This is a genomic window from Vibrio sp. R12-SW3-ISO1 (genome assembly GCF_059834005.1).
Window position 1 is genome coordinate 1 of the sequence record NZ_JCBDGK010000017.1, and the last position, 23,514, is coordinate 23,514.

Here is a 23,514-nt window from a genome sequence, read left to right on the forward strand (position 1 = left end):
TGGGACAATACTTGTCCCGTTACGAAAGTCGCACTGCCTGAGCTACTGATAGCTTCTCATATTGTTTCTTGGGTATTAAGTGATGATGATGAAAAGATCGATGGCTACAACGGCTTCCCTTTCACCCCCAACGTCGACAAGTTGTTTGATAAAGGGCTCATTTCCTTTTCAGATGACGGTTTACTTCTAATAAGCCCACACCTATCAGTTGCAACTCTCAATGCCCTAGGCATTCGTGAAGATACAAAGATCGCAGGGCTTACTGAAGAACACATCTTCTACCTAGAAAAACACAGAAAAACATTCGGGTTTTAACAAAAAAACTCATACCCTTGCTGATGTAAAACGTGTATTTCCACTAGTTGCTCCTGATGGAGCATAATCGGCCGCTTTGTCCATGTTACGAACGGATAGTTTGACTCAGGTGGGTCAATTTTAAATCGGCGTTAGTGGGTCAGTTTCACATCGGATATGACAACAACTGCATATTATTAGTTTTTACGGGCAGAAATAGAATAAATAAGAGGTACTTGTTGATTTTTGTGCAGCATCTGATAACCGGCGCCAGGAACATATTCTAGTCCATCAAAACAGTCATAAGGGCTATAGGGAGATTCAGTGAGTCCTTCAATGGTTAACCCTTCTGCTAATAGGGCGCTGACAACCTCACTAAGCGAGTGGGACCACGTCGCCATAGTTGATGTCGTACCATCGCAGTTTTCAGTGTATGTACCTTCTTCATCAATATCAGGTGTATTTTTTGGAAAGTAGGAATATCCATTTAGCAAATCGTTGAACGAATGAAACTCGACCAGGTGGAATTGACCTCCAGTATTTAGTGATCTGGCTATGGTCTTAGCCCACTTAGACAAATCAGACAACCAGCAAAGTACACCGTATGACGTAAATACGATGTCAAATTGCTTGTCGTTAGTGTCGCCGAACTGCACCACATCACTCTCAATAAAGGTCGCTTCTAACCCCAACGATGTTTTCAACTGATTCGCAGTGGCTATTGCTTTACTGGAAAGATCCACACCTGTCACTTCGGCTCCCAAACGAGCTAAGGACAAAGTATCCTGACCAAAATGACACTGAAGATGGAGGAGCGACTTGCCTTTTATGTCTCCCAGCAAAGTGAGCTCGAGTGGGTTGAGCGAACATTTTCCTCTTTTGAATGACTCAACATCGTAAAATTTTGACTTTATGTGGACTTCAGTTCTGGAGTCCCATGCCTTTTTGTTCAATTTTAAGTAGTTCATCTTGTTGCCTGCATTGTCTTGTGTCGTTGTTGATATCAGTGATCTAAGAGGTAGAGTTTTCGAAAGTGGTCGGCCAGTTTTTTATCCCCATGCGGGGGGGCTATCATATCTCTTGCACTGACAGTAAGAAAAAACTCTGCGGGTCCTCCTATGCGCTCAGGTAGAGAAGCCGCAATAAACAAAGCTGTTCTTCGTACCCAGTCTGGCAAGTGTGTCACTTTTACGCTTCGGTTCTGAGATTCAAATGCTAACTCTGCTATCTGGCCTATAGATAACGTCTCGGGCCCGCCCACACTTAACTCACGGTCATTTCTGTCGATGGCTTTTACGCAAAAATCCGCAAGATCTTCACCATGGATAGGGTTTAGTTTCGTTTCTCCGATTCCAAATACATACGCTCGACCCGATTGTGCCATTTTGTAATACGCTTCCAAATCAGAAAAAAATCCGTTCGGTCTTATCACACACGGGATTAAATGTTTTGTGGAGAGCAGCTTGTCAGCAAACGTCTCTTTGGCATTGAGCAAACGAACATATCGGTACTCTGGCGCTTTGAATGCCGAAATATAGATAAATTTCTCTACTCCGGCCCGCAGCGCTTCTTCTAGTAAGTTGCAGTTGCCTTGATAATCGACATCCATGTAATTGAAGCCATCTTTTTGCCTTGTGATACCAACACATGAAATGACAATATCTACGTCTTCACAACACCCCTTTAGGCTATCAGGGCTAGTAACCTCCGCTATTCTAATTTGTGTATCACTAAGCCCTGTTTGCCTTAGCTTTTCAACATTTCTTGCTAAAGCAAAAACGTCTTCACCTGAGTTTATTAATTCGTTAACAATATGATGGCCGAGGTATCCAGTTGCTCCTGCGACCAGAACTTTTCTTGTTTTACTCTTCACTTTTTCCTCCGCAATTGAATTCAATAACGAAAGCTTACATAGAAATCTTAGCCATTAAATCACCATAAGTGGTGATTATGTTTCCTATTGCGATTGGTAGCGTGATCCATTGTTTTGTTTACTCAGGAATCACTGATATGAACTCAATAAACAAGGCTAGAGCCGCACTTTTTGTCAACGTTTTCTGTTTTGTTTATGGATTGGTGTTGTTAATCAGTAAGTTTCAATATTTGCAGGATGAGCAGCTCACTCATAGCCAAATACTGGACATGCTACTGTCAGATATCCATTACTTCCTGAGCTGGAATATAATTATTTACCTAATTTACGGTTTGTCACTGCTCCATCTGACCGTTACCTTGTTTTTTGCAGCTAAGCGAAAGACACCGCAAACCGCGACTGGTTTTCTAGTGATGGGAAGCATTTGGTCAGGTTACATGTTGTTCAGTGGTGGACTTGCGGTTGAGCTTATCAATAGCGTTGCAGTCCTCTATCAAAACAATCGAGAACTTGCGGTAAAAATATGGATAACAGGAAGCTTGATTCACGAGAGTGTTGGTGGAGGCAACGAGCTAATTGGCGCTATCTGGGTGGGTCTAATTTCCTATATGGTTCCTCATCAAAAAGGGATATCAACGGTAACCAAACGATTTGGCTATGTTACGACTTTTTTGGGGCTGTGTACCTTGTTTGAATCTTATGAAACCTTCTCTAGCCTGTTCGGAGTTGCCTTGATACTCTGGTTTTTACTATTGTATATAGTGCTTCCAACCTCTTTTCAGACTTGGAAAAGGCGAGAATCATGTACCAGAGCACGTGAATGATCATTAAAACGAAACTTCATATTCCTGAGCCGAAATCAACCTATGTGGTGAGACAGACTCTATCGGAAACACTAAAGCAAATTATCAATACGAAACTTACGCTTGTGTCCGCTCCTGCAGGTTTTGGTAAATCAAACCTGGTTGCGGATTGGTGTTCCCGAAAGGAAGAAAAGCTCGCCTGGTTATCTTTGGATAGCAATGACAAAAACAGTGACACCTTTCTGAGTTACCTTGTCGCAGCATTCAGAGAGGCGGACATTACCCTTGCGCAAGAAGCATGGGATCTTGTTCAGGTGCAAAAAGAGGTCAATGCAGACCACGTAATTACCAGTCTGATAAATGAGCTAGCCTATTATCAGGAAGAGCTAACTTTGATACTGGATGATTACCATTTAGCAAGTTCCACAGCGACAGATTCTGTTATCAGTAACTTTCTAGACAGAATGCCTGAAAACATTCACCTGGTTCTTATCACGCGCTCAGATCCATCACTTTCTCTCGCCAGGCTAAGGGCGGAAGGAGAGCTTATTGAAATTCGCGCATCCGACTTAAAATTTACGGATGAAGAAGCCGGGAAGCTGTTGAGCCAAACGTGTCATGCGCAGTTGGAAAAGATCGATGTGGCCGCTGTAAATAGAATAACGGAAGGTTGGGCAGTTGGTTTACAACTCTCTTCTTTGGCCCTCAATAGCAATGCTCACCCTAAAGATATAATCACTCGGCTCTCAGGCTCGCACACCTTTATTCTCGATTACCTGACAGAGCAAGTTCTTTCTGGTATGGACGAAAAGGTTCGACACTTTTTATGTGAGACTTTTTTCCTGAAAGAGCTTTCTGTAGAGTTTTGCAACCATGTATTAAACAGGAAAGATTGCGGTAAAATACTTACTTACCTAGAGTCAAACAACATCTTCCTTATCTCTCTGGACAATGAGAGAAACTGGTATCGTTTTCATCACCTCTTTGCTGATGTTTTACGCATTCACGCCCATATTACAGAGGAGAGAATGCAGAAGCTGAATTTACGCGCAGCAGTGTGGATGGCCAACCAGGGTCGCCTTGTTGATGCGGTTCAATATGTCCGTTGCTGTGGAGAGAAAGAGCTGCTGAAACTATTGGAAAACCATTGGCCAACCGCACGTACACATTCACATGATTCTCAACTGACAGAGTGGTTGGCGTCGGTCGATACAGAAAGTCTTCAAGCATTTCCAATTTTAGCAGGATATTACAGTTTGGTGCTTTTGCCTCACAACCCCGAGCAAGGAATCTTTTTGCTTGATGCAACAAAGAAACATTTCGAGCAACGTGTAACACCATTAAAGGACCAAGAAAAAACAACTCTGGGTATAGTTAATATCGGGCAAGCCTATATTCATGCAGCTCAAAGTAATACCAGAGAAGTACTTGAGAGCGTTCGTAATGCTTTGAGTGTGTTACCGACAAAAGAGCAAGTTTGGCGTGGCTCATCCCGAGCCTTAGAAGGTATAGCGTTATGGCGGGATGGTGAGGTTTCTGGTGCGGAACGTAGCCTTATAGCCGCCGTAGCCAATATGGACCGCTCTGAAGATCTCAGTGCTAAAATCACAAGCCGTTTTTTACTGGGAGATTTCTATTACCAGTTTGGCTGGTTGAATAAGGCTAGGTCTGTTGTCGAATCTGCGATTGATAAGGTCGATCAAAGCAGAAGCTATACCGTCGAAGGGAGTGCTGATGTATACCTGCTGCTTTCAGAAATTGAGTTTGAGCAAGGCAACATTGAAAGCGCATTAAGTTTGCTTGATACCGCTCAGCAGTTTGGTCCTTCTGGCTCTATGCAAGAAACAAAATACCGTTATCCGCTCATTTCTGGAAGGATTGCTTCTTTAGAGAATCGTATTGAAGATGCTATAAAGTACATCAGCGATGCAGAGGCCCTATATGCTGAAACGCCCAATCCATGTCATCGTCCACCCTCGCTCTGGAAAGGTATTATCCTACTCAATCAGGGCAGCCGTGAATTACTCACAAAACAGACTCCTTGTTCCACACCTTTTTATATTAATAGCCTAGCCTATTTGACTGATGTCATTACACAGCCGAACGAACGAAGTGAAATCACAACGATGCTAGATAATGCCTTCTCTGAGGGTGCCCCACCTACATTACAGTTTGTTCAGAAAGTGGTTTGTGCTATCGACGCTGAAGCTAACAAAGACAAAAAATCTGCAGAGGATGCGCTTAGACAGGCTGTATTGATAATGGCCGAAAACAGCGCTTACGTATGGCGTACAGAGATCAAAGCATTACATGAGCTATTTGCAAGATACGATTTATCACCGAAAAAGCTATCAACAACGATGTTAGTAGACTCACTAATTGAGCCTTTAAGTGCAAAAGAGGCGCAAGTCTTAAGCTGGCTAGACACTGAACTCAGCGGCCCTCAAATTGCGTCAAAGCTGTTTGTTAGTCTCAATACGCTCAGAACTCACACAAAAAACATCTATTCAAAGCTTGGCGTGAGTAACCGCCGCGCCGCCATAAATAAAGCGAAGTTACATAAGTTACTTTCTTGAACCAAACTATGATAAATCACATCATCTGGTGATGTGTGTAAAGAGCCCTGTGGGTAACCTAGCCATTAAGCAAACCCGCTTAACCTCTCAGTAAAACAAGGGCTCATTATGAATTCAAAACTTAACTCGCTGGCAATGTCCGGCTTAATATTGCTTTTCGGCACAGTCGTTAACGCTGCAGAAAACCATTCTTCCTTTAAAGTGTTGCTTGGTAGTAAATCGCTGGACTCTAACTGGGGAAAAGATGACTCAATGGACACAATTGGATTTCAATCTACCTACCAACCCGCATCGCTGCCTTTTGGCATTGCCCTGGATTTTTTCGGAAGTGGGAATGAGAGCAAAATTGGTGGAAACACGACCGAAACAACCGTAGGTGAAATCAACCTCGGACTCAGGTACCAACCCACGATGTTAGCAGGTGCTTTTTTGCCCTATCTGGGGGCCGGGGTCAGTTATGTATCAGTAGAGCTGGAAGAATACAGTTCAGGTGTTAAAAGACACTACGAAGATACCGGTATCGGCTATTGGATTGGAGGTGGCATCGATTATGTATTTGCACAGCAGTGGTCAATTGGTATTGATGCACGCTACTCCAGTGCTGATGTAGAACTCAATGGAGAAACGCGTGATGCCGGTGGAATTGGCTGGGGAGCGAATATCGGATACCGCTTTTAGTCAGCAAGTGAGGTGGATTATGTGTAATGTGCACAATGAAGAGTTCGTTTTTTTTAACGTATATGTAGAAGAGAATTTATCTCCAGACTGGCAACAAACTTTTTCAGAAGTAACCGTACAAAAAGTAGCAAGTGGAACCTGTATTGAGGTTTATTGCAAAGATATGTCAGAGCTTCACGGTATCATGAATTTAGTTTTCAATATGGGGCTGAAATTGCAAGCAGTCATCAAACAAGGGTTTTCTGTAGATGTTTAAATTGGAAACGGAGCGATTGATACTTAGAGATATGCAGCTTGAGGATGAGGCGACCTTCGTCGCTATTTCTCAAGATGCAAAATATCAGCGTTTCTATGATGAATCGGATTGTGAACCGAATAAATATCGCGAACTGACAAGGTTGTTTATTGAACAAGCACACGAAAGGCCGCGGAAATCTTATCAATTAGCCATTGAACACAAAACGACCGGGCAGTTTATTGGAACAATCTGCTTACGCCTTGAAAAAGACAACCAAGCATCGGTAGGCACTGGGCTATCCAGAGAGTACCAGGGTAGTGGACTGATACGGGAAGCCGCTCAGGCATTGGCGCAGTATGGATTTTCTAATCTGGGAGTTCACCGTATTTACGCAGAAACCATCAACCAAAACCGGGCAGCCATTAGGCTTTGCCAAGCTCTAGGTATGAGAAAAGAGGCTCACTTTAGAGAAAACCGTTACTTTAGAGGTCAATGGTGGGATACGGTCGTGTTGGCTATCCTGCGAGATGAGTGGGATGGTTGTTAGAAAACTAAAGGTCACTCTATTACAAAAGATAAACACGGACGGAAAATATGGTTCAATTGGCTGCTACTACCTATGTATTCATTATTCTGGGAGTGGTTGTTTTTCAGTTCTGCCTTATTGCTGGGGCGCCTTGGGGGAGAGTGACTCAAGGTGGCCGCCACCATGGTTCGTTGCCTATCTCAGGACGAGTAGTTGCTGGCATCTCTGTCGTGTTACTCGTCTTTATGGCGATAGGTATCGCCTCCGACGCTAAGCTGATTGCAGGTTTACCGAAATGGGTCCCCTATACTGGACTGACCATACAGGCTTTAAGTGCCCTTTTAAACTGGATTACTCCCTCCCGAATAGAGAGGCTCATATGGGCACCCATTACCACTCTGATGTTAACATTGGCACTTTATGTCGTATTTATGTAATTGATAACATTAACTCTGGTTCGAGACATTGGATAATGTCATGCTCGTATGAGTTATCAATAGAGCACAAACTATGACCATACGGCCCTTTTTTTTAAGGGCGGTATCTAAAGAGGAAAATATGAAGTTTATCTTAAACCTATTGATAGCTTCTCCGCTGATTTACTTTGCGATTGCTTTCTCCCTACTCTCGCTACCTTTTAGTAGAGAGCATTCCGACAAAGGTTTAGATTTTAACGTTCTACACATTGATAGTGCTCCTGAAATTGATATCGCTGAAAAATACTATACTGCGCGCGATGGAAGTGACCTTTTTTATCGCTTCTTGTTAGGGGACTCAAAAGTTATTGTTGTCTTAATCCACGGTTCTGGAACGGAAGGAAGGTATTTACTTCCTTTAGCAAAAAGATTAAATGCCTCTCTAAATATATCTGTTGTGTTGCCTGACCTCCGCGGCCATGGAAAGTCTGCATTGGGGAGTATGGGTGACGTAGATTACGTGGGTCAATTGGAGCACGATCTTGAAGATTTAAAAAAAGAGCTTGCATCTAAATACTCTGATTACAAGGTCATCCTTGGAGGACATTCGTCTGGTGGAGGACTGGTTGTTAAGTATGGTGGCAATGAGCTTGAAAAATACGATGGTTATATCTTGTTAGCGCCATATTTAGGCTACAAAGCACCGACTGTTCGCCCGAACTCTGGAGGGTGGGTGCAAGTTAGAAAAGCCAGATACGCTGGGTTAGCTATGCTTAACAACGTAGGAATTAAACGGTTCAACCATCTGCCAGTACTATATTTTAATCGACCTGTAACTATTGATGACGAGTTTCAAGTAGATAGCTATACCTTTCGGATGAACGAGTCTTTTTCTCCTCAGTTTTTTTCTGCTGACCTACAAGAAAACAACAACAACATTCTAGTGTTGGTTGGAGAGAATGACGAAGCATTTTATGCTTATAAATTTGAGAAGATTTTTAGGGAAAACGCACCGCAAACTGACTTGAGAATAATATTCGGCGCTAAACATCTAGACTTGCCAAACAATCATGAAACGGTTGATATCATGCTGGCATGGATCGGAAAAATATATGATAAGGATTTGAAGCGAACAAACCGCTGAAAACCATAATGGTGCCACACAACAAAGAAAAGTAACGCCGCATCAATCATGAGGATAACCACTGCCAATATAAGATCGGGAAATATATCACATAGCTCGTTTAATGAAGCGCTCGTACTCCTTATGAGTATTAAACACGTAGCCCAGCTGCTCACTCACCAAAACCAGTCGCTCGCAACGGCCTAGCTCCATAGTTCGATAACCGAACGCTTCAGTTTTTCTTAACCGAGCTACACCGGCTTCAATTTTCTTCACGGCACTTTCAGCGCGATTAAGGAGAGATTTTGGGGCCTTCTTCGGTAATACGATCTTGATGCTCATTGGTACGTCCTCATAACTTGTTTGGTCACTACACATGAACCATTAAATCACGAATTTTCTATTTCCAAAGCGCAAAAACATGCTGTTTTTTTTGGAGATAAAGGGTCCTTTAAATTGACCAAGCATCGCCCAAAACCCTTGATACACAAGGCTTTCAGTGGAGTTTAAGTTTAGGGGAGCTCAAGAGATTTCGTCTGTTAATTAAAACTCTCTCTTAACCAATGGTCAGCAGCGTCCAGTGCTGGCTCTTGAGGACGTTCGATATATCGTTCTCATTCGACAACGTGTCGATAATGCTTTCTATCGAAGTGTCCAAGGTCGTTGATTTGTAGTGCTGACCGCACGCCGCGCTTTTGTACCAGAAAATGTCTATAGACATAACTCCCTCAACATTTTTTGTTCCTCTGGTTATCTTCCTCTCTCTGCCAGCATTTCCAAAATCACTGGCTACCGGAAAAAGATTGGGTACTATGTTGCTGTCTATATGTACAGTGGATTAAATATGCCTTGCATTCGTTTTCGGTATCATTTTGGCGGCGTTGTTCTTGATGCCAGCGGTCGCGCCTTAAACCGGAGTATAACCGGTAGCAAAGTCCCGCTTCTTAATAAGGACGGCTCTGAAAGGCTTTTTGAGTTCGGCGGCTTTCGAGTCGCACCGCTGCCAGATATTCCCAAGCCTCAGCTTGTGAAAGTTCCGCATATTGCGCAGTTCACGGAAGACGAAAACGGGCTGAAGGGTTGGGTAAATATCCCCAAAAATCACTACTGCGTTGGAGTGTTCGAAAAGAACCGGTGCTTTATCATTCTAGATAGCGGCGCTCCAATAACGCATCCGTTGGCGGCACCGAGAAAGCCTAAGCGAGATGTTGGTAGTGTGGTTTTTTTAAGGGATGTCACTCGCAAACCGTGACACAATTTAGGGATCGCACTCCCTCCCCTAAATGATGTCAGCAAAAAAAAGCCCCGACATTGGTCGAGGCTTTGCGACAATCCCTATTTGGTCAACAATTTCCAGAAAGCGGTCGATTCTTGGTGAAATACATTTTTTGACCATCAACCAGAAGCGCGTGGTGCTTCTCTAGGCACGTTAACACGCTCACCCTTGAGGAGGTATCACTTTTGCTCTCCAAGCCGAACAGAGAGCCAATGTCGGCGTTTTTCGGGTTATTAAGACGGTGAGCTATCAGTCCGTTGATGCAATCCATGTAGTTCCCCTCATCGTGCTTAAAGTGATCGATGCCCTGCGTTGAGAGCAACATCCCCACTCCAAACTCTCGCCCTTCCTTCAGAATCTTTTTCAAGGCTGGAAATTGGTGACTCATCAAGTTGTCGGCTTCATCTACGAGCACAAGGTTACTCAGCGCACGATGATCGCCTTGAGGTTGAGGCTTACCAGATTGGTGCATTTGGGTATAAAACACATCGAGCAGCACCGCGACTATCAAGTTTTGTAGGGCAACATCTGTACCCGACAAGTTAATCACAATCACGTTGTCTTTCAGTGTTTCAAACAAATTCTTGCACTTGCGACCGTTCGGTTCGAACAACTCGTATTCAGCGATATTGTCGAGCGCACTGAGTAGAGAATCTTGAGGCTCCTTTTCTTGGTTAACAAAAATATTGTAAACATCGTTCATTGTCGGCGCGGGACGGCTGAAGGTTTCCGGTCGGTTTCGCTCAATCCCCTTCATGTCGTAAGCCAACATGATGACGTTTTTTAACATGAGCTCTTGCTTGGAACCAAGACGGAAGACTTTCAATAATGTCGAAACCAAACCCTTCGCGGTGTGAAAAGAAATCAAACTTTCCAACTTCAAAATTAGGCCATCTGTTTTCGCTCCAATCATCTTGGCGGGAATGCTTGCCAAATAACATTCTCGAATAACATCGTACATCGCATTATTGCTGTAGGACACAAACAAGAATGAGCAATTACTCTTATAGTCAGAGCCGCGAAATACCTCGGTATCAAAACCCGCGCCTTCCACCTGTATTTCTGGATCTATATGCGCAAGAACTCGCTGCGCCAAACTAGCGACTTTGGGACCGTAGCGGAACGACTTATTTAAAGGGAAGTTCTCGAATGGCAGTAATCCCATTGCATTAACCGAACCTCTGAACTGATATATCGCTTGGAACCGGTCGCCTACTACAATCTTTTGACAGGGCTGAGAAAGAATAATTTGAAGTGTTACTGGGTTGGCATCTTGAGCCTCATCAAAAAGAATGGCGTCAAACGGCAATATCGGATTGGTTAATTGATACGCTTTTAAATAACCGTCATGAGTAGTCGGGCAATTACTCTCGGGCGATACCATCTCATAAGCCAATTCCTTGGCGTGCTTTAAGAACAGGTTGGTTAATTCTTCCTTCTATTCTATTTCGACCTTACTCTTTTTTTATTAGGGTGTCGATAAATTTGTGAACTCGGTCTGGAATGTGAATGGGTTTAACTTCAGTCGATGTACTCGCAATATATTGATTGGCAATAGCAGAGAACAAACGAAAGTTTTTGTTTATCTCAATGGCCTTTTCGAGCGGCCTTGTTTTCTTGAAGCTTGTGAACGATAAAAAATCATCCAATGTCAACCAAGAGGAAACGCGCCTCATAAAACGACTTCTTTCGTCTCTTGAAAATTGGTTTAACGCAAAAGCATGGCTGGTATATATCTCGACATTGTTTCCTTTGAATGTTTCCTTAGCCTCAATCTCAAGTGCTTTATTGAGACAAATGTACAACAACCTTTTTTAGGGCTGTACTTTTCCACCGCCCTTAATATGCTCGTTTTCCCAGACCCCGCCAAAGCCGAACCCTTAAACAGCGTCCATAAGCTCATTCATTTGCGGCGTTAACGTGTGACCGCCTATTGTTCTATTCGCACTCAAACCAAGTTCCTTACATTTTTTGTGTGAACTACACACCACTAAATCAAAGATTGTAGTGGGTGCTTCTTGGTTTAGCCTTGACTTATGAGCCAAACTCACCAATTCTAATACGAGTGACCTAGCAAGTGACTCGCATCGGCTGGAACACGCAGCCGCTATCGAATAGACCTCTCAGGAGGTCGTTTCCGAATTCTTTTCTAATGATATTCAGACATCCGTTCACATCGGCGTTAAGTAGCTTTCCGCAAGATGATTTGTATAGACCGCGCTTTACACGCTTACCGCTGAACGACTTCTCTCCACCTTCGCCGTGCTTTGGGATGTGGTCAAAATCGATAGCACTAGCCTTGCTGGTATAGCTTTCTTCACGAACGATAACCTCGATGCCGTATTCTTCCGCTTTGTACTGGATCTTATTAACCAACTCAGCATGAGGGATAGACACAAACTTCTGATTGTTCACGCGACCAATACCAATGGATTGTTTCCAATCTTTGTTCTTACCAATGACGATAACACCTGTATCGGTTTTTAGGCACATGTCGATAATGAACCTAGACACCTTATGAAGATGATCATTAATCCAGTTGTAACGCTTCATCGACTTAGCCAGAACGTGTTTGCCATTGCCGATTGATTGAAGTTTCGCTTTGTCCTTGTTGTACTTGTTATTGATTGACTTGATGACTTTGCCGTTAATCAGAACAGGGCGCACGCCTTGCTGATTTGATGCGATGGTTGCTAGGTTATCAATACCCAAATCAATGCCAATTACATTGGACTTATTGAGCGAGACAGCATTGCTAGGGCTGTCGTTCTTGTACACAACTTCAATGAAGTAGCACTTACCTTTTGGCACAAAACGAATATCTTGAACGATACTCAGGTCTGCTTTTTGGTTGAATGGCTGGTTGTCGCAGCACATGATTCTGAATGGCTTTAGGTTGATCACGTCAGAGCCAGATAGATGAACCATTCCGTTTTCTACCTTGAACCCATTCCTACCAACAATGAATGTTTTTTGGTGTTGCGCGTAATTAGGGAGCTTTGGTCGTCCATTGAACTTGTCAGGGCTCTTGCGCCACTCCTTGATTGAAGCAAAAAATGACTTCCAATCCTTACCAAGAACTTGAATCACTCGTTGCGCTGACGCTGCGCTAGGCATCCCCCTATAGCTTTCGTGGGCTGCTTTCTTTAGCTCTTTATCGACTGCGCTATGAGAAATGACATTTGAGTTATTAATAAACTCTTGTCGAATGCGATAGTTAGCTACATTGAATACAGACTTAGCCAAGCGGCACGCATGGCGCACAGCTAGGTAATTCTGGTCAGATGGCTTAACAAGTATTCGCTCGGCTCTCATGGTTTACTCTCAAGAAGTTCAAGCGTATGATGCACCTCAAACCAATTAGTGTCAATATTAACCATGGGCAAGAAAGCTAGTTATGGCGCACATTACCACTGCGTTTACAATCTAAAGTACCACTTGGTGTTAGTAACTAAGTATCGACGAAAGGCATTTACCAATCAGATGCTAATCGACCTTGAAGAAAAGATGCGCGAACTAGCTGATAAGTGGGGAGTGACTATATTGGAATTTGGCGGAGAATCGGATCATGTTCACTTATTGCTTGATATGAACCCATCAATACAGCCAAGCAAATTCATCAATAACTTGAAGACTGTCAGTTCTAGGTACATGAAGAAGATTCACGGTGAACACCTAAAGCGATACTACTGGGGAACTAACGCAATGTGGTCTAGAGCTTATTGCTTGATAACAGCAGGAGGCGCACCGTTGTCGGTACTAAAGCAGTACATCGAAGCGCAAGAACGACCTCACTAGGTTATCGCTGCGCGATAATGACTTACATCTCCACCCAAATAGCTTGTCATGCGCGAAGCTTTGACCGCTATTATGGATGGAGAATTACGTCAATTTGTTAAACTCTGAAATTGAATATTTCGTTATCGTCACCCTCTGTTTTATAGGAACTGGCTTAAAATCCGAAATCCCCGCCGCCTTAGCCGCGTAGGTTATTGATTGGTGAGCCTTCATTAAATGTTTTAATTGAGCTCTGATTTCAGAAGCATGCTTCTCAACGTTCTGAATTAATTCCAACTCCCATTGCTGAGCCAAAGGAAAATTCTTTTCACTCAGCGTTTCTGCATCGCCTTTGCTGACAGACTCAACAAGACGAACTAGCTTCCCCTTCCTCTTGATGAACCTCACGCTAAACCACCGCATCCTGAACGATGGCCCAGACAGCTCAATCCTGAACTCGTAGTTTGTTCGCTCCTCTCTGCCTAGCGCTGTGCCCTCTCGATTCTTCTCCCGCTTGGCTACCTCCTTCATCCAAACCATGATGATGTATTGCGCGTCATCAAACAGGTCATCAATTTTCTTGTATATTGCTTGCTGAATCTCTTTCAATTTTACCACCTCGATTTTTACTATATCGAACATTTATGTTCAAAATACCAAACAAAGTTGCAAACCGAAAATTATACTTTTCGGTTTCTTCTAAGATAGAGTTAGATACCAACAAGTATGGTTTTCGGTTTCTTCTAAGATAAAGTTAGAACCCAAAAACTATGGTTTTCGGTTTCTAAGCGGTAATAACCAAAAACTATAGGTTTTCGGTTACTTCTAAGATAAAGGTAGAAACCAAATAGAGTGATTTTCGGTTTCTTTATAAGAAACCGCAACCTATGTGACTTTTTACTCAAGAAAAAGGCCACAGCTTGCCAATCTGGTATGTCTGCGTTTTCCGTGCTTCTCCTACGCTTATCCTCGATAATGAGGCAATCTTGACCCTCACTGAAAGGCGCAAAAACATGGCGCTCTCTATCGGCGCTCACCGCTTGAGAACGAGTCACCTATGTAGCTTGATCGCGCCGTTTGAGATCGCTTTTGGCAAAGGTTTTTTGCCCACCCCCCGAGAGCAAGGGGCCAGCAATTTAGCGACCTACATTTAACATAAAGTTTATTTGCTTTTAGCTGGATTTTTATTTATGCGCCAGTGTTTCTCGATTATTATCCATGCGCGATCATCCTTTTTGGGTTTGATTGTTATAGCGCCTAACTTCACGGCAGCCTCGAAATCTCTTTTGTTTTTCTATGTGAAAATTATCCTAAAATGTCACTTTGTAATGCGGAAAGTAGTGTTATCATATAGAAGTAGACATGAGGAGTTTATGATGATTAATAAATTTTTATTGGCGTTCAATAGGGTTATCTTTAAGGTTCTGCTCGTATTTGCATTGTTATTTGCGCTTTGGGTGGCTCTATACGGATATGATCACGGTCACTTTGGGTATTTGGAGGTTTTCACTTTAATGGGTGCTTACTATCACTTCGCAACCAACTTTGTTTCTGGTAGTTACTTTGACAAAGTAATGAAAGAATTTAATGAACTTCATAACAATGGTAAGCGTGGAGGTTAAAATGTTTATTTGGATGGCTGTTTTTTATATATGTATGATTGTGGTATTACAGTTGACTGGTGCAATTGTTCATGTTTCATGCTTGCCAACGGTGGGTTCAACTTCTAATGGAAACATTAAAAGGTTGCTTTTTTGGATGGCTTTAGGTAGATAGTTTTTTTCTAATTTTTTGGTTATCCATAAATATTATCAAGTGGAGTTGTTGATAACATCCCCACCTTTGATTTTTGTGCTGTAATTTTATGAGTGTAAATTGTCGGAGGAAAATTTATTAATGGCAGTTAACTTATCGTTCAAAGAGTCTTCTTCAGCAACAGGTGGTAGCTCTGGTGAATACTCAGTTTTAAGCGGAGAAGTAATCGACTCTAACGTGTCCACACAGACTCACATTGAATCTAGCCATGCAATGACGTCTATTGGACCTGTTATTCATGAGGTTGGTTCAAGAAGCACAACAAAAACTGTTTTCTGGATTAGATTTGATAGCGGCAGAGAGGTAAAATACTCTATTAATCGTCAGCTCTGTCTTTATTCTTATTTCCTAGTAGCTTGAGTGTTACTAAGCCGCCGAGTGCAGCTAGAACAATCGCTCCTAGAGCCATACCGATCACGATGTATAAACCGGTATAATCAGACATAGTATTTCTCCCATTTGTTTCGTGAAGCAAATGTTCAACCGCTACTCGTAGCGGTCAATTTGTCTTTGCTCATTAGCTATCTCAATTTCTTTGTCTTGGATTAGTAACTGGCAGATCAGATAGACAAGCATACCAATCATACCGAACCAAGCGGAAAAGAAAGTGGGAATAGTAACTTCGCTCAACATTCCAAAAGCGCCAGCGGTAAACATAGACCAGACTTAAAGCTGACAGTGCAATTCTTAATGGACCCTGTAAATAATTCTGTGTAACTGTCGAGGTTACATGTATTCAGTGAGTCGGTCTTCGAACATAATCATAAAGCGGTTTAGAGCTTGTCGCCAGTTTCTAATCGGCATGGTCCACTTCTTAGAAGCATCTCGGATAGCCAGGTAGATCACCTTTCTAGCTGATTCATCCGTTGGGAAGAGCTTGCGTTTCTTGATCGCCTTTCTAATAACGCTGTTGAGTGATTCAATGGCGTTAGTCGTGTAAATGGCTCGGCGAATATCCTCTGGGTAATTAAACAGGGTGTTGAGGTTGTCCCTATGCGCCGTCCAAGAGCGACTGATTTGAGGATACTTACTATCCCATCGTTCAGAGAACTGCTCTAAAGCGAGCAGTGCCTCATCTTCTGTGGCTGATTGGTAGAGTTTCTTCAGGTCAGCCGTCACCGCTTTGTAGTCTTTCCAAGGGACGTATTTGACCGAGTTTCGCACCATGTGGACGATACAGAGCTGTATTTGCGTCTCTGGGAATGCAGTATTGATAGCATCAGGAAAGCCCTTGAGTCCGTAAACACAAGCGATAAGGATGTCTTTCATCCCACGGTTTTGAAGCTCAGTCAGCACATTAAGCCAGAATTTGGCACCTTCCGTTTCAGAGAGCCACATACCGAGCAGCTCTTTTTGGCCTTCCATGTTCACGCCTAACGCAAGATAGACCGCTTTATTGATGACTTGCTTGTCTTGACGCACCTTAACCACGATGCAATCGAGATAAACAATGGGATAGATTTCATCGAGAGGTCGCGACTGCCATTCAATCACTTGTTCAAGCATTGAGTCGGTAACCTTTGATATCAGCGTTGGTGAGACGTCTGCATCATACATTTCCTTGAACGTTGCGACGATTTCACGTGTGGTCATGCCTTTCGCATATAGGCTTAATATCTTGTCGTCCATGGATTGGAATCGAGTTTGGTGCTTGCGGACAAGTTGAGGTTCAAAGCTAGCTTCGCGGTTGCGAGGGACGTCGATATCGACCTCTCCATCATCGGTGATAATGGACTTACCCGAGTAGCCATTGCGGGAGTTGGAGCTGGTTCTAGGTTGGTGTTTTTGATACCCAAGGTGCTCATCGAGTTCAGCGTTTAACGCCGTTTCAACGGTCACCTTGGTTAACATTTTTCGGAAGTCATCAAGATCAGATTCAGTCTTAATTGACTTTGCTGCTTCACGAGCAAAAGCTTCAAGTGCTTTCTTATCCATATTGTCCATCCTTAGCCTTTAAGGCTTAAGTTTAGACAGTTACACAGAATTCAGGACACTCTCGTGTTCAGGGTCGAGCATTCGCCATCAATAGTTTGATTTCTTCCGTTATTTTTTGCCAGATAAAGTCCGTAATCTGCTTTTTCAATCAAAGCTTTCGGGGTAATGCTTTCGTCTGGGATCAATGATATGAATCCTGCACTAATAGTTACTATATCGATATCAGGCGACGGATGGGGAATGGCTAGATCAGAAACACCAATGCGTATACGCTCCGCCAAAGCTGATACACTCTGGTCTTCTCCATATATGATAATCGCAAACTCCTCCCCCCCGTAGCGACAAACAATATCCGTTTCTCGGTAACTGGCTTTTTCGAGTGAACGGGCAATTTTTTTCAGGCATTCATCACCAGCATAATGCCCAAGGCTATCGTTATAATGCTTAAAATGGTCAACATCGCAAAGGATCAATGAGATTAAACGCCGCTCTCTTTTAGCAAGGTTGATTATAAACTGCAACTTATTATCAAATTCCCTGCGATTCCTGAGCCCGGTTAGCCCATCACGCAAAGCCTGCTTATAGAGTGTTTCACTGACTGTTTCAGGTTCAATAATGCCAAACAAGAGTGTTGCCTTACCTTCATCGTTTCGAGCTAATGCTTTAGCCCGACTCGTAAAGTAAAGAACCTGATCCAGCTCCTCGTTATAGTATGGAAAACGATTTTGATATTCGTTAATGGTATTGTCTTTAAGCCCTCGATAGTCATCGAAGACTTTTTGTGCCTTGGCCGTACTCTTTATAGCGATATGCTTATTGTAGTCACCTGCGATGGGACAGGTGTTACTTACCGAATGGGCGGTTAAATCAGGATTAAGATAGAACACATCACACATAGTACGGTTACAATAAAAAGTATCTGGATCATCTTCTAGGTCGATAATCCACCAAGATACTCCCGAAAAGTTTAGAAGTTCATCGAATTGCTGATAGTACTTTTCAATCCTCGAATTAGGAAACATACCCCAACGCTCCTTTTATTCGCTACTAGTAGACCAATTATAGATGATGCCCATTTCGGTTGGATGTTTTGTTCGTGACTTTCTTACCCCCTCCCCCGAATTCAACAGCGACATGCGACATTCGCCAATATCAAGCAGCCAGTGCCATTTCTTTAAAGACAATCGCTGGCTACTTGAGGTCTAAGCACTTTCTTGGACGATAATTTATCCGCGATAAAGCGAATTCAATATCGCTGTCTGTTACCGTTGTTAGGTCGGTTCCTTTCTTCACATATTGCCTTAAAAGACCGTTAGCATTCTCATTGACACGACGCTCCCAAGAACTATAAGGGTGGGCAAAGTACACATGCCTTTGCGATGGTTTCATGGCCTGCAAACTCTCTCCCGTTATCTGCCGTGATGGTATGGACATACTCCTTGTAAGGCATGAGTAGCTCTATGGTTCCTTTGGTGACATCATCCGCTGACTTGGATGGCACTTTCTTCACCACGTAAAATCATGTTTTACGCTCTAAACGCACTTTCCCATTTACGATATAAGCCCTCGGTAGCCGGTTGATGAGTTGACGATAGACGTTGTGCTCGGCCTATGTGTACAGATAGACTCTTGGTTCGTAACCGCCAAAAAGCATCTCCCAAGCCAACGAAAGAAACATGACGACTACGGAGCTAGCAATAACAAGTGCGATAAGTAGCGCCGCATTATCGTTAATTACGCCGAACACATCCATTTGCTTACTCCCTGTTTGAGTTATTGATTCGTCTTTTGGGCAATTCGCGCCTGAAGGCTATCGAACGCCTCTTTGATGTCTTGCTCTTGACCTTGGATGTTCTCTTTTGACTCTAGCGCCTTATTGAGCTGGTCATATGGCAACTTCATGAGCTTGTAAGCCGTGAACTGGCCATTTAGGACGACTACCTCTTGCTCGATTGTCTCAAAGCCTTGCATTGGCACTTCAGCGACCAGAGAATCAACTAGCTGAGTAAATTGCTCTGTGGTCCCGTAATTGGTGTCTTTGATATAGCTTTGCTCGTTACCGCTGAGCTCTTGGCCAACGGATTTAGCTAGCTCGTATTGCGCAGATAAGCTGGCTTTTTGCATCGCCAACTGAAGCTTTTTGCTTTCACCAATGCCAACCCCGTAAACGCCCGTGCTATCGGGTTTGGGCGGCTCTAGCGCCCAAGCAGGTACGGAATCCAAAATGTTCTCTGCTTTCTCTTGCTCAGACTTTTGTTGCAACGACTGAGCATTAAGTTCGTCTTGTACAATCTCGGTGCGAGTCGGAGTGCTCGAACAACCGGCCAATGCAGAGCTGGCCAAAACCAGCGCAATCAATGTTTTCTTCATGCGTTCGCTCCTATGCGTATGCTTTTCTTTGATTCTCTACTTTGGGAAGTACGACTTCTTTCACTTCCTTCCCTACCGTGCTTTTGTACTTCCTATAGCTTTCGTAGATGTGCTTTGTTAAGGCATCTACGCCCTTCCCGCTCAGTAGCTCGTTTTCAGAATGCCCGTTAAACAAGGGCAATTCGCTATGTGCGGCCACCGTGCTTTTGCTGCACAGAAGCAGCAATCGAGCGCTATTCGCTAGCTGGCTCGGATAGCCGCCCAAATGTTCAGGATGCTTTCTCAGAAATTGGTCGCAGCATTGGACTTCCTGGCACAAATACTCTGCTGACAGTAAGCAGGAATGTTGCTTTTGAATACCTTCGATAAGGCGTTTCAATCGAACAATTTCAATGTTGTTCATCGATGTCATTGCTCCATCTTTATATACACGCAATAGAGTTTGTCGGTCCCAACAGTTTCATAGCCACTGCGAACCGTATTAACGCGGCCAATCGTGTGAGAGCCGCTGAGCGTCACGGTTTCCCTGATGTCGTCCACTTGCGTAACGCCTTGACTGCTTTCTTTCGTCTGAGAGCTATATGTCGTCTCGGCGCTCACAGTGCTACCCAGCTCTAGGGACAACTGCCCTTTCGCCTTTGCGCTAGCGGTTAAGTCATCAAGTCGCACATTACCGGTCGCCGGTACGCAGCCGCTCGCCTCTATAGGCTCAGCTTGCGCCCCAAAAGACGCAAGACACACCAAGCCAACCAAAACAAATCTATTCATATTTCCACTTGGCAAAGTCGGTTGCTGGACGCACGACCACTCTTGACTCAATCGCCGTGATTGATTTCAGCGTCTTCTCTGAAACGCCTTTTATCACGATTGGATTACGATATTTTTCATTAATCAGCTTGTTTCCGTTGGGCTCACTCTTGTAGTGCATCACGAAGTTCTCATGACCAAAAAAGCCGCCGAGCGCACCGATGGGAAGATAGCCAGCCTTGTCCCCTGCTTTCACTTCAATCGCGATAACATGCTCTCTGATATGCTCTTGTAGGTCTTCGGTAAACGGGCGCTTAACCTTGTCTCCGCTATTGTCGTATTTTCTTATCGAAACGGAATACCAAGGCCGGTGTCTGGTGGAAGTACTCAAGCGGAACAAAGGCTCAAGCGCTTCCATCAAAGGCTTTTTGTCCAACTCCCAATTGACCGGCACCAACACATCGAACGTGCCGTTGGTGTTCTTTCTGAACTCTGGATTACCCAGCGTGAGTTTGGTTTGATGCTTGAAATAGTCGAACACATCCCGTTGAACCGTCTCTTTGGCTAGCTCGCCTTCTTGCGCCCCAAGACTGGCAAGCTGAAACAGAGTGCCAACCTCAAAGACTTTCTTGGTTGCCTCTCGGTTAGTGTCCAGTTTGGACAACACATCGTTTCGGGCCTCAATTAACTCATCGCGAGAGCCGGTGTTAATTTTGTTTGTCAACTCGTACAGTTGTGCGTTCAGGCGTGCGTTTTCTTGCTCCAAACGCTCAATCTTTGCTTTGCGCTCAGGATCGCTTTTAAGCTTGGCCAAGCCGTCTTTGATAGATTGCTTTGATAGCCTGATTGTTGCGTTGGCATCTAGTACGATACTGCCGTTGGAATCTACAGAGCGGCTATTCTTGGTTTTCAACACTTCCAAGAAACCCGCCGAAAGAACGCGCACTTGCTGTTTGGTGATATTGTTACCGTCTACAACCAGCGTGGACTCTACATAAGACCCTGCATAGTCGCTGGCCGAACGCTTCGCTTGCTCTAGAGCAATTGCCTTAGCACTGCTTAATGTGTCGTTATCACCGAGTACATAACGCTCAGTGACAGAGAGCGTGATCGCCTCTTGGTTGTCAGAAATCACGGAAACTTGCGCTTGAACCGACACCGAGGAAAGCACAGCTGCAACAAATAGAATCAAAATTCTCATCGATACCTCCAAAGAGAGGCTGACCAAACCAGCCTCTCAAACTAACGTTATTCCGGTTTGATGAACTCGTATTTTTCACCCTGCGTATAGATAGCCGGTACGACAACCTTATACGCTACGTACTTTTTGCCGTCAGCACCGTAAAACTTTGGATACGAGGGCGAGTAAAAATAGAAGCCTTGAGGTAATAGGCTAGTGAGTTTCTTGAGAAATTCGTCTCTATCGACATCGAAGCCCATTAGCTCTAAATTCGTGGGTTCTATTGGGAATATCCCATTATTGGTAGTGTCAAACCCAAACAAATAAGCATCTCCACCCTCAATAAGATTGGTGCTTCCTTTTGAGACCAATTCCACGCCGCGAAACTTTTCTCCTTCCATTAAAGCTTTGAGGTATCCAGCATTAACCCACTGATATTTTCCATCGACTAAGATTTGGTAAACAACCGAACTCTTGGTGCCGCTCTCAAGCGCTCTAACCCCTGAATACTCCTCTAGCGCTTGCACTGTTGCCTTATGTATAGACTCTGCGATATAGACGCTGGCCTCTTTTTCTGTTGCGAAGTCTCGAGAATCCAAAGCAACAATCCATCGTGCTTTTTCAGACAAATGCCCAGAAAGCGCGGTGTCTGACACAACCCCGCCAGCGACATGGAAGATGCCCGTTAAATTTCCAGTTAACACACTGGCCATGCCCAGAATTTTTGATGCATTGGCCCCCTCTGTGCGGCGCTCTAGAATGTTCTTTGATTCCTCAATTTCCTCTCGCGTGAAATCGCGAAGCGGACTTCTATTTTTGGTTAAGTGAGTTTGGTTCGCCACATTAAACGCATATGAGTGCTCGGCGCTGAACTCTGTAGGCTCAGGCACACCTATCACCACACACCCGTTTAATAGCGCAACGCCCGTTGCCACCGCGAATAGTTTTTTTAATGTTTTCATCTTTCGTCTCTTTGTTGTGTCCTTGCTCTTTAAAATTCTACAGAGCATTTAAAATTTCCAAACTACCTACTGAAGCTTGTTCCAGCCTTCCTCGTAGGCATCACGGCGCAATTCGTCTGCATCGAAGTTCTCTGCACGCTCGATGTTCACTTCGAGTACATTCGAGCGATCGCCGGTGAGGGAGTCGATGTCGATCGTTGTCGCATCCGTAAAATTGTCAGTTTTAAGGAGAATACCTATACAAATCAAGAACAACTCACTCTTGCGTTATGCTTGCTAAGCTGTTCTGGCGTATCATCGTCTTAGGAAACCTCGGACACAAATTCGGGAAGCTCGCACTCGCCTGTTGCACTTGTACTGCACCAGATGTTGAACAAGCGAACCATTACAATGCGTCGTAGTAATCAATCAGTGCGTATACCGCGCTATCCCAAAGTTCTACAAAACCTGTTAGATATAGGAGAGCAAAAAAAACCGTCACCCCAAGCACATTCTTTGTCATTTTATTGAACATAGTTACACCTCTCTTTTTTCAGTTGGACTTGCTTACTACATGAAGGCTCATCGCCAAAGTCGGTCGGGCTTTTTTTATCCCGTAACTCTTCTAATCTATCAGTTAATTCAAATTTCCAAAGCGTAAAACATGCTGATTTTTTTGGGGGATAAAGGGCCCTTTAATTTAACCAAATATCACCCAGCCCCCTTGATATACAAGGCTTTCAGGGGAATTTAAGTTTTGGGTAATTTAAGAGGTTTCTCTCACCTTTTTTCGAGCGTATTTTTCAATGTCTGCCAGGACATCTTTAGGTATCCGAGAAAATTCTAACGTTGTCTTTCTTAGGTCAGCATTGATCGAAGAAGCAAGGACCGTGGTGTAATGGCCCAAAGGAGGATTGAAGATGATATTTTGACATGCTCACCGCTC

The 23,514-nt window shown here is 43.8% G+C and carries 26 protein-coding genes and 1 pseudogene; 10 read left to right on the forward strand and 17 right to left on the reverse strand.

The window, feature by feature from the left end; translation table 11 throughout:
• Positions 1 to 315: HNH endonuclease (locus AC6R0R_RS04975; protein WP_500625909.1), on the forward strand; the 315-nt coding region annotated here is incomplete at its 5' end.
• Between the two features lie 176 nt (positions 316 to 491).
• Here the strand turns inward: AC6R0R_RS04975 and AC6R0R_RS04980 are convergent.
• Entirely contained in the window at positions 492 to 1,262 is a 771-nt protein-coding gene (locus AC6R0R_RS04980) for a class I SAM-dependent methyltransferase (RefSeq protein WP_500625910.1), read from the reverse strand.
• 35 nt (positions 1,263 to 1,297) lie between these two features.
• Positions 1,298 to 2,167, reverse strand: coding sequence for an SDR family oxidoreductase (locus tag AC6R0R_RS04985; RefSeq protein WP_500625911.1), 870 nt, complete (start codon positions 2,165 to 2,167; stop codon positions 1,298 to 1,300).
• 77 nt (positions 2,168 to 2,244) lie between these two features.
• Between AC6R0R_RS04985 and AC6R0R_RS04990 the strand changes: the two genes are divergently transcribed.
• The 6 genes from AC6R0R_RS04990 to AC6R0R_RS05015 all read left to right on the forward strand — a co-directional run bounded on the left by AC6R0R_RS04990 (position 2,245) and on the right by AC6R0R_RS05015 (position 8,548).
• Positions 2,245 to 2,991, forward strand: a complete 747-nt coding sequence (locus AC6R0R_RS04990) for a hypothetical protein (protein ID WP_500625912.1) — start codon at positions 2,245 to 2,247, stop codon at positions 2,989 to 2,991.
• A complete protein-coding gene (locus AC6R0R_RS04995; protein ID WP_500625913.1) occupies positions 2,988 to 5,546 on the forward strand; it encodes a winged helix-turn-helix domain-containing protein in 2,559 nt (852 codons plus the stop codon). The genes AC6R0R_RS04990 and AC6R0R_RS04995 overlap by 4 nt, the downstream gene beginning before the upstream one ends.
• Positions 5,547 to 5,654: 108 nt before the next feature.
• Entirely contained in the window at positions 5,655 to 6,224 is a 570-nt protein-coding gene (locus AC6R0R_RS05000) for an outer membrane protein (RefSeq protein ID WP_500625914.1), read from the forward strand.
• A 19-nt stretch (positions 6,225 to 6,243) separates the two neighbouring features.
• Positions 6,244 to 6,480 (forward strand): DUF8691 family protein, encoded by a 237-nt coding sequence (locus tag AC6R0R_RS05005; RefSeq protein ID WP_500625915.1) that lies wholly within the window; start codon positions 6,244 to 6,246, stop codon positions 6,478 to 6,480.
• Positions 6,473 to 7,009: a GNAT family N-acetyltransferase gene (locus AC6R0R_RS05010; protein WP_500625916.1), complete on the forward strand. Its 537-nt coding sequence runs from the start codon at positions 6,473 to 6,475 to the stop codon at positions 7,007 to 7,009. Before AC6R0R_RS05005 ends, AC6R0R_RS05010 begins: the two co-directional genes overlap by 8 nt.
• Positions 7,010 to 7,546: 537 nt before the next feature.
• A complete protein-coding gene (locus tag AC6R0R_RS05015) occupies positions 7,547 to 8,548 on the forward strand; it encodes an alpha/beta hydrolase (RefSeq protein ID WP_500625917.1) in 1,002 nt (333 codons plus the stop codon).
• 87 nt (positions 8,549 to 8,635) lie between these two features.
• Here AC6R0R_RS05015 and AC6R0R_RS05020 read toward each other — a convergent pair whose 3' ends face one another.
• Complete coding sequence (locus AC6R0R_RS05020) at positions 8,636 to 8,869, reverse strand: hypothetical protein (protein ID WP_500625918.1); 234 nt, start codon at positions 8,867 to 8,869, stop codon at positions 8,636 to 8,638.
• A gap of 214 nt (positions 8,870 to 9,083) precedes the next feature.
• The gene (locus AC6R0R_RS05025; RefSeq protein ID WP_500625919.1) at positions 9,084 to 9,248 is read right to left on the reverse strand and encodes a hypothetical protein; all 165 of its coding nucleotides are present in this window, start codon (positions 9,246 to 9,248) and stop codon (positions 9,084 to 9,086) included.
• A 123-nt stretch (positions 9,249 to 9,371) separates the two neighbouring features.
• Between AC6R0R_RS05025 and AC6R0R_RS05030 the strand changes: the two genes are divergently transcribed.
• Positions 9,372 to 9,779, forward strand: coding sequence for a hypothetical protein (locus AC6R0R_RS05030; protein ID WP_500625920.1), 408 nt, complete (start codon positions 9,372 to 9,374; stop codon positions 9,777 to 9,779).
• Between the two features lie 91 nt (positions 9,780 to 9,870).
• Here the strand turns inward: AC6R0R_RS05030 and AC6R0R_RS05035 are convergent, their stop codons facing one another.
• Both AC6R0R_RS05035 and AC6R0R_RS05040 read right to left on the reverse strand, forming a co-directional pair.
• Positions 9,871 to 11,187, reverse strand: a complete 1,317-nt coding sequence (locus AC6R0R_RS05035) for a UvrD-helicase domain-containing protein (RefSeq protein ID WP_500625921.1) — start codon at positions 11,185 to 11,187, stop codon at positions 9,871 to 9,873.
• A gap of 686 nt (positions 11,188 to 11,873) precedes the next feature.
• Positions 11,874 to 13,118 (reverse strand): RNA-guided endonuclease InsQ/TnpB family protein, encoded by a 1,245-nt coding sequence (locus AC6R0R_RS05040; RefSeq protein WP_500625922.1) that lies wholly within the window; start codon positions 13,116 to 13,118, stop codon positions 11,874 to 11,876.
• A 63-nt stretch (positions 13,119 to 13,181) separates the two neighbouring features.
• Here AC6R0R_RS05040 and tnpA point away from each other — a divergent pair, with 63 nt between their 5' ends.
• Entirely contained in the window at positions 13,182 to 13,601 is a 420-nt protein-coding gene (gene tnpA / locus AC6R0R_RS05045; RefSeq protein WP_500625923.1) for an IS200/IS605 family transposase, read from the forward strand.
• 84 nt (positions 13,602 to 13,685) lie between these two features.
• On the opposite strand, the gene mobI is transcribed toward tnpA, so the two are convergent.
• Entirely contained in the window at positions 13,686 to 14,222 is a 537-nt protein-coding gene (gene mobI / locus AC6R0R_RS05050) for a conjugative transfer protein MobI(A/C) (protein ID WP_500625924.1), read from the reverse strand.
• 731 nt (positions 14,223 to 14,953) lie between these two features.
• Between mobI and AC6R0R_RS05055 the strand changes: the two genes are divergently transcribed.
• Positions 14,954 to 15,202 (forward strand): hypothetical protein, encoded by a 249-nt coding sequence (locus AC6R0R_RS05055; RefSeq protein WP_500625925.1) that lies wholly within the window; start codon positions 14,954 to 14,956, stop codon positions 15,200 to 15,202.
• Between the two features lie 509 nt (positions 15,203 to 15,711).
• On the opposite strand, the gene AC6R0R_RS05060 is transcribed toward AC6R0R_RS05055, so the two are convergent.
• From AC6R0R_RS05060 to AC6R0R_RS05105, 10 genes and pseudogenes are all read right to left on the reverse strand, one after another.
• A complete protein-coding gene (locus tag AC6R0R_RS05060) occupies positions 15,712 to 15,840 on the reverse strand; it encodes a hypothetical protein (protein ID WP_500625926.1) in 129 nt (42 codons plus the stop codon).
• A gap of 281 nt (positions 15,841 to 16,121) precedes the next feature.
• Complete coding sequence (locus AC6R0R_RS05065; RefSeq protein ID WP_500625927.1) at positions 16,122 to 17,330, reverse strand: IS256 family transposase; 1,209 nt, start codon at positions 17,328 to 17,330, stop codon at positions 16,122 to 16,124.
• A gap of 50 nt (positions 17,331 to 17,380) precedes the next feature.
• Entirely contained in the window at positions 17,381 to 18,352 is a 972-nt protein-coding gene (locus AC6R0R_RS05070) for a GGDEF domain-containing protein (RefSeq protein ID WP_500625928.1), read from the reverse strand.
• A 169-nt stretch (positions 18,353 to 18,521) separates the two neighbouring features.
• Positions 18,522 to 18,867: pseudogene (locus tag AC6R0R_RS05075) on the reverse strand (IS30 family transposase); the annotation flags it as partial.
• Between the two features lie 236 nt (positions 18,868 to 19,103).
• Positions 19,104 to 19,700, reverse strand: coding sequence for a hypothetical protein (locus AC6R0R_RS05080; RefSeq protein ID WP_500625929.1), 597 nt, complete (start codon positions 19,698 to 19,700; stop codon positions 19,104 to 19,106).
• Positions 19,701 to 19,710: 10 nt separating this feature from the next.
• Entirely contained in the window at positions 19,711 to 20,103 is a 393-nt protein-coding gene (locus tag AC6R0R_RS05085; protein WP_500625930.1) for a hypothetical protein, read from the reverse strand.
• Positions 20,104 to 20,108: 5 nt separating this feature from the next.
• Positions 20,109 to 20,468, reverse strand: a complete 360-nt coding sequence (locus AC6R0R_RS05090) for a hypothetical protein (RefSeq protein WP_500625931.1) — start codon at positions 20,466 to 20,468, stop codon at positions 20,109 to 20,111.
• Entirely contained in the window at positions 20,461 to 21,648 is a 1,188-nt protein-coding gene (locus tag AC6R0R_RS05095; RefSeq protein ID WP_500625932.1) for a hypothetical protein, read from the reverse strand. Before AC6R0R_RS05095 ends, AC6R0R_RS05090 begins: the two co-directional genes overlap by 8 nt.
• A gap of 47 nt (positions 21,649 to 21,695) precedes the next feature.
• Positions 21,696 to 22,589 (reverse strand): hypothetical protein, encoded by an 894-nt coding sequence (locus AC6R0R_RS05100; RefSeq protein ID WP_500625933.1) that lies wholly within the window; start codon positions 22,587 to 22,589, stop codon positions 21,696 to 21,698.
• Positions 22,590 to 22,655: 66 nt separating this feature from the next.
• Complete coding sequence (locus AC6R0R_RS05105; RefSeq protein WP_500625934.1) at positions 22,656 to 22,838, reverse strand: hypothetical protein; 183 nt, start codon at positions 22,836 to 22,838, stop codon at positions 22,656 to 22,658.
• Positions 22,839 to 23,514 lie beyond the last annotated feature (676 nt).